This window comes from Pseudoalteromonas sp. SG44-17, assembly GCF_014164235.1.
Lineage (GTDB): Bacteria > Pseudomonadota > Gammaproteobacteria > Enterobacterales > Alteromonadaceae > Pseudoalteromonas > Pseudoalteromonas rhizosphaerae.
Genome location: NZ_JACJEV010000006.1, coordinates 16,125 through 28,613, shown reverse-complemented (window position 1 = coordinate 28,613; position 12,489 = coordinate 16,125). Strand labels below are relative to the sequence as shown.

General features: G+C 40.7%; 10 protein-coding genes. 3 read left to right on the top strand and 7 right to left on the bottom strand.

Going from position 1 to position 12,489, the window contains the following annotated elements; genetic code table 11:
* Positions 1-201: 201 nt before the first annotated feature.
* Positions 202-1,803, top strand: coding sequence for an isocitrate lyase (locus tag H5182_RS06440; protein ID WP_145238853.1), 1,602 nt, complete (start codon positions 202-204; stop codon positions 1,801-1,803).
* 627 nt (positions 1,804-2,430) lie between these two features.
* On the opposite strand, the gene H5182_RS06435 is transcribed toward H5182_RS06440, so the two are convergent.
* Both H5182_RS06435 and H5182_RS06430 read right to left on the bottom strand, forming a co-directional pair.
* On the bottom strand, positions 2,431-4,455 hold the full coding sequence (locus H5182_RS06435; protein ID WP_182735472.1) for a S9 family peptidase: 2,025 nt from the start codon (positions 4,453-4,455) through the stop codon (positions 2,431-2,433).
* 99 nt (positions 4,456-4,554) lie between these two features.
* The gene (locus H5182_RS06430; RefSeq protein ID WP_182735471.1) at positions 4,555-5,274 is read right to left on the bottom strand and encodes a 4'-phosphopantetheinyl transferase; all 720 of its coding nucleotides are present in this window, start codon (positions 5,272-5,274) and stop codon (positions 4,555-4,557) included.
* Positions 5,275-5,519: 245 nt separating this feature from the next.
* Between H5182_RS06430 and H5182_RS06425 the strand changes: the two genes are divergently transcribed.
* Complete coding sequence (locus tag H5182_RS06425) at positions 5,520-5,798, top strand: MerR family transcriptional regulator (RefSeq protein WP_182759734.1); 279 nt, start codon at positions 5,520-5,522, stop codon at positions 5,796-5,798.
* A 251-nt stretch (positions 5,799-6,049) separates the two neighbouring features.
* A complete protein-coding gene (locus H5182_RS06415; protein ID WP_182759732.1) occupies positions 6,050-7,042 on the top strand; it encodes a WD40 repeat domain-containing protein in 993 nt (330 codons plus the stop codon).
* A 74-nt stretch (positions 7,043-7,116) separates the two neighbouring features.
* On the opposite strand, the gene H5182_RS06410 is transcribed toward H5182_RS06415, so the two are convergent.
* The 5 genes from H5182_RS06410 to H5182_RS06390 are packed head-to-tail and all read right to left on the bottom strand — an operon-like array spanning position 7,117 to position 12,201.
* Complete coding sequence (locus tag H5182_RS06410) at positions 7,117-7,974, bottom strand: aminotransferase class IV (protein WP_145238837.1); 858 nt, start codon at positions 7,972-7,974, stop codon at positions 7,117-7,119.
* Positions 7,974-8,840: a glutamate cyclase domain-containing protein gene (locus H5182_RS06405; protein ID WP_149980356.1), complete on the bottom strand. Its 867-nt coding sequence runs from the start codon at positions 8,838-8,840 to the stop codon at positions 7,974-7,976. The genes H5182_RS06410 and H5182_RS06405 overlap by 1 nt, the downstream gene beginning before the upstream one ends.
* Entirely contained in the window at positions 8,825-9,556 is a 732-nt protein-coding gene (locus H5182_RS06400; protein WP_182759786.1) for a 5-oxoprolinase subunit PxpA, read from the bottom strand. The genes H5182_RS06405 and H5182_RS06400 overlap by 16 nt, the downstream gene beginning before the upstream one ends.
* Before the next feature lie 12 nt (positions 9,557-9,568).
* A complete protein-coding gene (locus H5182_RS06395; RefSeq protein WP_149980357.1) occupies positions 9,569-10,366 on the bottom strand; it encodes a putative hydro-lyase in 798 nt (265 codons plus the stop codon).
* A 17-nt stretch (positions 10,367-10,383) separates the two neighbouring features.
* Complete coding sequence (locus tag H5182_RS06390; RefSeq protein ID WP_182759731.1) at positions 10,384-12,201, bottom strand: glycoside hydrolase family 3 protein; 1,818 nt, start codon at positions 12,199-12,201, stop codon at positions 10,384-10,386.
* Positions 12,202-12,489 lie beyond the last annotated feature (288 nt).

The following is a 12,489-nucleotide window of genomic DNA, read 5'->3' as shown; positions in this document are numbered from 1 at the left end:
TGTTAACCATAACCTAAAAATACGCAATAGGTGTTCTTTTAGCCATTCACTAAATATATAGCCAGCATAACAACTATAAATTTACTAAATCCAATAAATCGGCCTAATGTTGATTTAAGCGCTACAGAGCATTAACTCTTAGCCTCTCACACAACCATATAAATAAAATTTAGTTTTAACCCGTTCAGAGGATTTTTTATTATGACTACTTATCAACGTGAAACCGATACTTTAGCTACACTTTGTCAAGCACAAGGTAAAACATGGCAAGCAATTAATCCTGAATACGCAAGTCGTATGCGTTTGCAAAATCGTTTTCGTACGGGATTAGACATCGCTCAGTTTACAGCTGACATCATGCGTGAAGATATGGCTGCATATGATGCTGATACCAGCCAATACACACAATCGCTTGGTTGTTGGCATGGTTTTACTGCCCAACAAATGATGATGGCGATTAAACGTCACCAAAAAACCACTAAGCGTAGCTACGTATACCTAAGCGGTTGGATGGTTGCTGCGCTGCGCTCTGAGTTCGGCCCACTACCGGATCAAAGTATGCACGAAAAAACCTCAGTACCGGCGTTGATTGAAGAAATTTATACTTTCCTAAAACAAGCCGATGCTCGTGAACTTGACCATTTATTTAAAGACTTAGATAACGCCAAAGCAACTGGTGGTGATGTACAAGCGGTACTTGATAAAATAGATAACTTTGAAAGTCATGTGGTGCCGATCATCGCAGATATTGATGCTGGTTTTGGTAATGAAGAAGCAACCTACCTACTCGCTAAAAAAATGATTGAAGCGGGGGCATGTGCTATCCAAATCGAAAACCAAGTTTCAGACGCGAAGCAATGTGGTCACCAAGCAGGTAAAGTAACTGTGCCACACGAAGACTTTTTAGCAAAAATTAACGCCGTGCGTTATGCCTTTTTAGAACTGGGTATTGATAACGGTATTATTGTCGCACGTACTGACTCACTTGGTGCCAGCTTGACCCAAAAAGTGCCGGTATCACAAACACCTGGCGACCTTGCTAGTCAGTACAATGCGTTTTTAGAAACCACACCAATTAACGGTGTTGAAGATTTAAATGAAGGTGATACGGCAATGAAGCTGAACGGCCAATTATGTAAGCCGACTCGCCTTGATAATGGTTTATACCAATTTCGCGAAGGCACAGAAAAAGACCGTGTTGTACTAGATTGTATTACCAGCTTGCAGTCGGGTGCTGATTTACTGTGGATTGAAACTGAAAAACCACATGTAAAACAAATTGCTGAACTGGTTAATCGGGTTAAAGAGCAAGTTCCTGACGCTAAACTGGTTTATAACAATTCACCTTCTTTCAACTGGACATTGAAATTCCGCGAGCAAGTTTATCAACAGTGGTTAGACGAAGGTAAAGACTTATCTGCTTATCCAAGCATTGATGATAATAAGGCGCTAATGGCACCAGAGATGGATGCAACTGAACTTGCAGTCGCAGCAGATGAGTTAGTACAAAACTTCCAACGTGATGGCGCGCGCGAAGCTGGTATTTTCCACCACTTAATTACGCTACCGACCTATCACACGGCTGCATTGAGCACTGATATTCTGTCAGAAGGCTACTTTGGTGACTTAGGTATGCTGGCTTATGTACGTGATGTGCAGCGTCAAGAAATTCGCCGCGAACAAGCATCCGTTAAGCATCAAGACTTAGCAGGTTCTAACATGGGAGATACCCATAAAGAGTACTTCTCAGGTGAAAATGCGCTTAAAGCTGGCGGCGAAGCAAACACTATGAACCAGTTCTAACATAACAGTCCAACTCAACAATGTTACCAAGGGCCGCAAGGCCCTTTTTTTGATGCTAGCAATTACAGAGGATATACAGCTTTACACCTGCTAACTTTACCGCTCAGATCAGATTTTAACTAAGGCTTGGATCAGTATTTAACTAGCATCAGATTTATTTTCAATTTTTGGATCAGAGTTTTATCAAGTAAATTTTTTGGCGGTATTTCTTATCAATTTAGCGATTTAATCAGCTTTTAGCTCTTTGGAAAGGGGGGATTTTGATAAAAATGGCCGTTATTAGCCATTAATCAGAAAATATAAACCGATTTTTTACCAACTCTAACCGACTACAAACCACTTTTTTACCAACTTGAACGCCATAAACAGTGACTCAAACCGATTTTTTACTAACTCAATGACCAAAAAATGTCATAAACCGAAATTTTACTAACTCGATTTTTTACAAAGTCCGATATTTGTGTAAACTTTAGAATATGTGAATGAGCACTCACTTTTTGTAAAGGGGGTTTACAGGGGATTTGACTAGGGACAAATTAGCGAGAGTAAAAGTTGTTAAGGACCAAGCTACGGTTTCTAGCTTCACACTTGCAACTTGTTAACTTTACTCTCGCCGCTAACTAATTTCTATTTACTATGCTTATCAAACCACCATTGAATATAAGCTACTTTAGCCATCAAGTTTGACGGCCGTTTTGTTATGCCATGTGATGCATCAGGAATACGTACCATTGCTGTATCAACTCCTTGTAGCTTTAATGCTTGATAGAATTGCTCGGTCTCAGAAATAGGAGTGCGGTAATCCGCTTCACCAGTGAGTAGCATGGTTGGTGTTTTAACATTACCAACATAGCTAATTGGCGAGCGTTTCATATAATGCTCAATATGATCCCATGGCTTACCTGGGAACCAGTAATCGGCAAAGAATGGGTAGAAGTCAGCAGTTAGTACAAAGCTGATCCAATTGATCACCGGCTTGGCAACAACAGCGGCGGCAAATCTGTCGGTATGGCCAACAATCCACGCCGTAAGTACACCGCCACCTGAGCCACCGGTTACAAACAGTTTTGACTGATCAATAAAACCTTTGCCAATAAGCGCATCAACGCCAGTCATTAAGTCATCAAAATCGTTACTAGGATAATTGTGATGAATAGTTTGCGCGAACTGCTTCCCATATGAATCACTACCACGCGGGTTCATATATAAAACCACATTACCTTTAGCGGCAAATAATTGTATTTCAGCGCTAAAGTGTGGACCGTAGTTAGCGACAGGGCCGCCGTGTATTTCTAAAATAAGGGGATATTTTTTACTACTATCAAACCCAGGAGGGTAGGCGACCCAACCTTGAATTGGTAAGTCGTCATAACTTGATTTCAGCCAAATTTCTTCTACTTTTGCCAGCTGTTTATTACCAAGCGCGTCGTCATTTAATTTTGTTAAACGTTGTGTTTTACCATTTTTAACTATTGCTATATCAGCAGGACGTTGGGTATCAGCAAGCGTGATTGCCACATCACCATCGTCGCTTATATCAAAGTCACCACCAGAATAAGGGCGACCGAATGAAACACTCCCTATTTTTTGTGTGATCACTTTTCGTTTGCCGCTACGTGGTTGATAAGCGAGTGCGGTTTGGCCTTCACTGGCGTAACTAAAATAAAGCCCTCTAGAATTATCAGCCCATTTAATTTGCTCGACACTGCGGTCAAAATCAGCGGTTAAACTTGTGGTATCACCCGATTTTAAATCGAGAATATATAGCTGGGTATTTTCATAATTGGTACGTTTATCATCATAACCGGTATAGGCAAGATAACGCCCATCTGGTGATATTTGCGGTTGCTGATCAGGACCTTCTCGGTCGGTAAGCGCTGTTATTTGTAGATCATTTAATGTCAGCTGATATATTTCAGAATTTGTTGGTTTGAGTTTAAAGTCAGCATGGCGATTAGCCGAAAAATAAAGGCTGTTACCATCTTCAGAAAAGCTAACTGGCCCGCCATGATCAAAGTCGCCAGAGGTTAACTGACGGGCATTACCGCCATTGGCATCAATAGTAAACAAATGACGAAAACCAGGCTTGGTATAACCGCCGCCATCGGCACGATAATATACGTCATCAATAAATTTAGCAGGCTCTGCCCAGCTGGCACCTTCAGGCTTGCCTGGTAAGTTAATAGGAGAACTAACTTTACTCGGTACAAATTGGCTAAACAGTAATTGCCGACCATTAGGTGACCACTGCAAACTTGCAGGGCTTTGAGTAAGATTACTAATTTTTGCAACAGCGCCTGTTTTTAGCCATTTTACATAAATTTGGCTACTGCCATCACGAGTTGAAATAAACGCTAAACGTGATTGGTCTGGCGACAAGACAGGGGAGTAATCCATATGTACACCCGATGTAAGCGGTTGTAATTGCTTTGAACTACTGTCGACAGACCAAATATTACTAACTTTACTATCTGATTTAATGTCCATCCGATTTCGAACAAAGTAGACGGTTTTACCGTCGTTAGTCATTTCAATTTGATTGGCATATTCAAGGTCGAATACATTTTCTAGTTGAAAAGTTTGCAGGTTATCATTGGCTAATACTGAAAAACACAGCGAGGTTAGGAGGGCTGCGGGGGCAATCAATTTCATTTTAATTCCTTGTTATTAATTATCGCACCTAACCGTTATAGAATAACAAAACCCAAAGGTACACCATCATGCGATGAATACCTGATTGATTATTAGTGGCTACTTGCCGACATTAGTATTTTTGAGTGGTTGAGCTGCGATAGTAAATTCACACTCGGTGAGTACTACACTTTTATTACATTGATAGAAAACGGTTACGTAAGTGTCTTGAGGCACTTGTTCTGCGAGCGTTTTAGTAATTTTAAACTGCAATTGTTGCTGATTAAAAGCAATTAGCTGTGCAGCTTCAAAACCAAAAAATTGCTTTACGCTTGGATATAGTGCTTTAAAAATACTTTCTTTTGCTGAAAAAATGACGGTTAATGGATGTGAAAGCTGCCCAGCCAATCGCCTAAACAGTGGATATTCATCGGGATGCAAAATTTGCTTTTGTAGCTCTAGCTCTTGTTTGGCACTCATTAGTTGCTCTATATCAATACCAATTCCAGCGATATCAGTGTGCTGACATGCTATAGCCATTGCGATCCCTTGCGTGTGGGTAATGCTACCAATAATGTTTTTAGGCCATATGGGCGCGCGATCGGGGCCTGAGATAATATCAAAACAGGGGATATTGAGGGCGGTTAACACCTGTTTTGCGCAAAAACGGCCGGCGAGGTATTCAGCTCTTCGTTTAACAACAGCCTTTTGTAGTTGTTGCGGTAACACAATCTGATAATTTAAAAAGTCACTGTCAATAAAACTGCTACTGTCAAACTCACAACAATAACTATTATGACTAAGTTGTGGGCTCAGTTTAGTATAAAGAGAAAAATCCATAACATTTTGCTGTTTTGTTTAGTGTCATTAGTAAGACTTTGATAATACGCTAATAACTTCATAAATAAAGTAAAGGCTATGACTATTTAAGCTGAGCTTTGGTTAAGAGATTTACTAACATATTTATTTTAGCATTAATATTATTTTACTCCCCAGCCGGAAATTTTCAGGGATAACAAAGCGATTGAGCTTGGCGCTACTGATAAGGGCGCAGCCGGTCTACGTGAAATGGCAAGCGTTCAGGCGTGTCAATTAAAGCAATTAGGCATTATGAAAGTATAGGTCTACTGACAAACATAGAACGTCAAGGTTGTTACCGTATTTATGATAACGCTGATGTGGAATTTGTTTCGCTTATAAAACGTGCACAATTATTAGTGTTAAGTTTAACTCAATTAAAACAGCTAAAAGTCACTAGACATGACTTAGATTGGCCTGCGTTAATGGCTTTGCCTTTCAATATCAACCTAATAAAAGCATTCCTGAAAAACTTCTTAAAGTACTTACCGCAGAGGTTATACTAACGCTTGATACCCCCGTTTATTATCGTTATTTTCAAGGAGGCTGCATGACAAAGCAGTTAAAGCACACAATTTTAGGCTTGTGTGGCATTAAAGTGCTAAAAATAACGCATATTGGTCCAATCATCAGTTCAACGACAAAGTAGCGGGCTAAGTGCTTAAAACAGATGACTAAAATGGCGATGAAATGAGAGTATAGACTTTACTTTATAGCTTGTAAGATCTTTAATTACCTTTTAATAACAATAATATAAGTGAGAACACGTGTGCGCTTTTGTATTTTAACACTCGTTTTAATAGGGATTTTATCGGCACTGGTTGGCTGCTCAGGAGAATCAGTTTTTGAAGCTCCATCAACATCACAATTTCGTCATACGCAAGAAATTGTTGAGTCAGCGGCGTTATCTAATGATGGCCAGCTAAGTGTTGTCTCAGAGCAAGGTAAGGTATGTGTATGGGATAATAAGATAAGCAAAACCTTGTTTAGTTGCATTTCCGGTGATGATGCAAAACATATTGAACTGCTTGGCTTTAGTGATGATAAAACTAAGTTTTATATTTCTAACCGCATGTCAGTACATTTATTTTCAGTTGCAAATGGTCAACTACTGGGTAGTTGGTCAACAGGGAAAAACATTGCTCGTGATATTGCAATATCAGCAAACGGTCAGTTAATAGTGGTAGGCTATCGTAGCGGTGAAGCTGATGTGATCAACTCTCTAACGAAGCAAAATACGCTATTTCAAGTTCATCGCCTTGATATTAATTCTGTAGCACTATCTGCCGATGGAAAAACAGCATTAAGCGGTTCAAGCGATAAGTTTAGTTATTTATGGTCAACGAAAGATGGCACTATTTTAAAAGAGTTCAAATTAGCGACTCGTGTTAATCATGTCAGTATAAACGAAAATGCAAGTTTAGGTTTTGCGATAGATTCTGTTGATGATCGTATATTTCTTGATTTAAACACCGGTATTAAAAAAGCTGAGCTAAATATATTTACTAATTTTATAGAGTTTAACCACTCGCGGTTTGTAAATGATGATAAATGGTTTTTAACCGGCTCACCGAAAAGCACGATACAATTATGGCGTGTAAAAGATGGTACATTATTGGCTGAGTATAAAGCGACACAACAGCGCATTCGTGGCTCAGTTTTAGCTGTAGCGTATGATAAAGAAAATAAAACAATTGTCAGCGAAAGCAGTGATGGAGTACTAGAAGTTTGGCCGTATCAGCCTAAGTAAGCGAAAATTTAATTGGATTTTAAAAGCCGTGTTTACATAACAAACACGGCTTTTATAATTACCGCTTAGCGCTATTAATAATCAAATTTATGTTCAGTAAATAAGCTCTGTACTTGTTGCCATATTTTCCCTGGTTTGCCATCAGCGACCAGTTGACCGTTGAGTTTTACCACTGGGCCAACTTCTTTTGTGGCACTGGTGATCCACACTTCATCGGCTGCAAATAGTTCCTGCTTAGTAATAATACGTTCTTGAACTTTAAAGTCACTGTGGCTGTGTAATATCGTTAAAATTAACCAGCGAGTGATGCCCGGTAAAATTTGGTTATCCAATGGGGGTGTGCTGATCACACCATCTTTAACAATAAACACATTACTTGAGCTTGCTTCGGTAAGCTCATCTAAGCGATTGTATAAAATGGTTTCTTTATTGCCAGCCGCCGCACCATGCTGGTAATGAATCACGTTGCCGAGTAATGCGGTTGACTTGATGTGGCAACGCTGCCAGCGCTTATCTTGCTCAACGGATACAGTATAAGTCGTGGCGTTGTCGATATCACTAACGGGTTGTGCTGGAATTTCAAAGGCGTAGGCAAATACCGTTGGCGTAATACCACTCGGGTAGGCATGAGCACGCTTAGTATCAGCGCCACGGCTAACGTGCAAATAAATACCAAGGTTTTCGCCGTGATTTTTCTCACACAGCTGCTGGCAGATTTCACGCCATGTATCTGCTGTATAATCGAGTACAATTTCCAGTTCATTTAAACCATTTTTCATGCGTTCAATATGCGCTGCAAAGCCAAGCATGTTGCCATTATAGGCAGGGATCACTTCGTAAATACCATCGCCAAATAAAAAGCCTCTGTCCATTGGCGATATTTTTGCGTGCTCTGCGTTCATATAGTCGCCGTTTAAATACACCGTACTCATTATAAATCCTCATTCTGATTGGCAACACCGCTAAGCTGACGTAGTCTTGCGATGAGTTGTTGGCCATGCATAGCATGTAAGCCATCTTCGGTTAATTCGTTTTTGTGAGTAACGCCATCTACACTGCCACGTTCACTCAAATATTGCAGGATTGCTAAAGTATCGACTTCTGCGAGTAAGTCTTGGCTATGCCAGCGGCTTAAAAACGCAATAATGCCGTAAGCTGCCCAGTTTGATACATCCGCTAACAGCAGTTCATCGCAGCAAGTAAGGCACGGCATAATGCTCAGCTCGGTCATATATTGTGATAAATTGCCCATCCCTATTTCGTTACCGCCATCACCAATAGCTACAGTTGGGCAGGAGGCTTGGCTGACAAAAAAATCAAAACAACCACAATCAGCCGAAATATCAATACCACGCATATTGTAATATTTATTGCCGTGACACAGCCCGGGGCGCTCGATAGACAATACGCAATCTGGTTTTAACTCAGCCAGCGCAGCTTTGCTAAAAGCCATTGCATCAGTAAAATTATTCAGTGGCAATTCAAAACAGTTAAATTCATTTTTCAGTGCACTGTAAAGGGGGTTTCCACAGACTAAAATAGGATTTTTACCCAGCGTAATTAAAGCATTGTATAAAGCAATGGCGCCAACAGGGCCATCGGTTTCAAAGGTTTGCTTGACGGCAAAACCGGTACCAATGAGTACCGTACTTTTGGCATCAAATAACGACTTTGCAGCGCGCAGATAAGTACCTGTCTGTTGATAGGCATAGAGATTTTGCATACCACGTAGGTTTTGTTCTACCATCATGGTTTCGATTGCTTGACTTAATTGTTCATCACTTAACGAGTGTGGCATAACGCTTTGATCTCTTGAATAAGGGCAATGCCTGCAGCGTTATCGCCATGCACACATAAACTGTCGGCGTGTAAAGGCAGTTGTTTGCCCGATTGTGTGGTTACGCAGCCGGTGGCGAGTAACTGTTTAACTTGCGCTATTAGCGCAGGTTTATCATGCACACTACCAGCAATTTTCCGTGATACTAATTGACCGTCATCGGTATATTGGCGGTCAGCAAATGCTTCTAAAATTAATTCAAGGTGATATTTTTGAGCAAGTTGTTGATGTTGCGCTGCTTTCGCAGTGGCGAGAAGCATTAGTTTTAAAGGGCTCGGGTAACTGGCAACAGCTTGCATCACAGTGGTCAAAATTGTTTTATCGGCCATCATATCGTTATATAACGCGCCATGTGGCTTCACATACTCTAAAGTGAGGCCTTGAACTTTTGCCATGCCTTCAATTGCGGCTATTTGATAATGCAGGCAATTGCTTAGCTCTTGTGGTGTTAATGCCATGGAGCGACGCCCAAAGCCCTGTTTATCAGGATAGCTGGGGTGCGCGCCTATAATGACATTATGTTGTTTAGCAAGCATCAGGGTGCGTGCTAGAACATCACTATCACCGCCATGAAAACCACAAGCAATATTAGCCATATCAATATGCGGCATTACCTCTTCATCAAGGCCCATTTGCCATGCACCAAAGCTTTCCCCTAAATCACAATTGAGCTTCATCATTATTCCCGTTTAAAAAGCCGAGATATGGGCGTTTTGAATGTCGGTGATCAGCATATGACCTGGACTATGTGTAATGCAAAAATCAGGCGCAGCATTAGCTATGGCTACTTGCGGCGTGACACCACAGGCCCAAAATACCGGTACTTCACCGTCTTTAATGGTGACAGATTCACCAAAGTTAGGGCGATTAATATCTTTAATACCTATTGCAGCTGGATCCCCAAAGTGAACTGGCGCTCCATGCACATCTGGAAAGCGACTACATATTTGGATTGCCCGAATTGCATCGGCGGGCTTCATCGGTCGCATACTAACGACCATGTTAGCATGAAATATACCGGCGCTTTCGCAAGGAATATTAGTCATGTACATAGGTACATTTTTATTTTCCGTAATATTACGTATTTCTAGGCCCGCCAACTTTAACGACTCTTCAAATGAAAACGAGCAACCAATTAAAAAAGTGACCAAGTCGTCGCGCCATTGCTCTTTGATATTCGTTACTTCTTCAATCAATTGGCCATTTTTAAAAATACGATAGCGAGGTATGTCAGTCCTAATATCTAAATCATGAGCAACATTTGGAATGCTGGTAGCTCCAGGCGTGCGGCTACTTGCTACAATTGGGCACGCTTTTTTGTTTGCTTGGCAAAATTGTAAAAAATCAAACGCATAGCGCTGGGGCAAAATCACTAAATTAGCCTGTACAAAGCCGGGAACAAAGCCCGATGTACTACCGGTATAATCTTCATTCCTGATCATATTACGAATAGCGTAAGGCGTAGTAAGTGATGCGTTATGTTGCATAGTATCCTCGTAAACTTTTAGTTGTTGTTAATGCCACTGACGGTAACAGGCAAAGTACCTTGCGCTGGCTTTTTACCAACTAGTACTTTTGCAAGAGCAGTAAAAGCTGGCCCTGCTACTTTAACATCATTATCTACATCTATGTTATACGCATAAGTTGCTAAAATTGCATCCGCATATTGGCCAAATGTGGCAATATCGTATGGTGCTCGTAAACTAACAAAAACGGTTTTCTTATCAGCTTGTTGCGCTTGCTGAAGCAGTTTTTCAAGTGCCGGACCTTGCGCCGATTTTGCAATTGCAAATGCAGGGTTATCAGCAAGGTCATCCATGCCGCCAATTTCTACCGCGCTTTGGTTTGGTGATGCATTGCCTGCAATGATGATATCCGCTTCATTGATTGCTTTTAACGTCGCTGTGGGCTCAAAGCCTTGTAAACTGGTGCAGCTAAATGCAAGTGGTTGCTGAGTATTTTCTGCAATTGCCTGTTGTAGCGCCAAACACTTGCGGGTATCAGGCATGATGATATGTACTTTACTATTTTTCGTCAGTTTAATCGGTAAAGTGTGCTGGTCATTTTTAACTTGGGTAATGGCGGCAAGAGCCAGCTCAGCTTCGACTTTGCGATGATTATCATCACCGAGAATAAGTTGTGCTTTTTGCATTGCTAACGATTCGTCAAGCTCTGTGGTCAGTTTAAATTTACTTTTTAAATTGATGATGCGTTGAGCAGAGATAGCGACTTCGTCGGCTTGTAAATTACCTTTTTTAACTTCGCTCACTAAGCGGCTGATCAGTTTATCTAATACGACTAAATCTTTTGGACTACGAATTTCAATTGGCATCAAAGCAATATCAACCCCGGCAGCAAAAGTATTTACAACGGCTTCAATTGGTTCGAAAAAGTGGCTAATACCAGCCATATCTAGCGCATCGGTGATCACTACACCTTGATAGCCCATTTCATCGCGTAATAATTCGCTGATGATTTTATGCGACATCGTCGCAGGTTTGATCATGGTTTTGCCATCTTTACTAACAAATGTGCTGCTATCCAGTGCTGGGTACTGAATATGCGCAGTCATGATCATGCCAGGGTTTTGCTTTTTAATAATAGTTTGAAACGGAGGTAAATCTTTTTCCCAGATAGTTTCTTTATCGTGCATTACTTTTGGCAAGCCGGTGTGGCTATCAACGTTTGTATCACCATGGCCTGGAAAGTGTTTCAGTGAGGTAATTACGCCATTACCTTCAAAGCCAGCAACTTGTGCGCCACCTAAAATACTCACAAGTGTTGGATCTTCACCGTATGAGCGCACATTAATAACCGGGTTATCAGGGTTCATGTTTACATCAACAGTTGGTGCATAGTTAACATTCACACCAATGGCTTTTAATTCATCAGCAATCACCTGTGCAGATTGTGTAGCAAACTTGGTGCCGTGAACCGCATAACTTGCGCCAATCGACATATTACCAGTAAATGAAGTGGCAATATCACGAGGAATACGTGCAACACGTCCGCCTTCTTGGTCAATTGAAATAAATAAAGGTGCGCCTAAGCTCGACTTTGCCGCAGCTTGTTGCATAGCATTATTTAATTTAACGATTTGCGCAATATTATCGATATTTTCAGCAAATAAGATCACCCCACCAATATTATGTTTAGTGATCACCTTGGCTAAATCTGCAGGTAATTCAGTGACTGCATTACGGCACTTTTGCTCAGGTGTGTTCTCGCTGTCTTGCTCACAATAATAACGAAAATCGAGCATCAGCTTTTGGCCAAGCTGTTGCTCAAGGGTTAAATTGGTCGCTGCAAAGGTCGATTTCATTGGTAATAAACACCCTAGTCCAAAGAGAATTGATGATATGGCAAACTTATTTAACACAGTAGGCTCCAAAGCTGAATTGCTTATTTTATTTATGAATATTTTATTCCTGATGGTAATGCCATTTTGGATTAAAATACAACATATTTTTATCACATTAACGGTTTTTTTGCAGAACTGCAAAAACCACCGACGAATCACATGCTTGCCTGACCATTACATAAATATTAAGATTTAATAGTTATTTAGATGAAAAAAAATAATATTAGACAAGCTTTTATTAATGGTAAT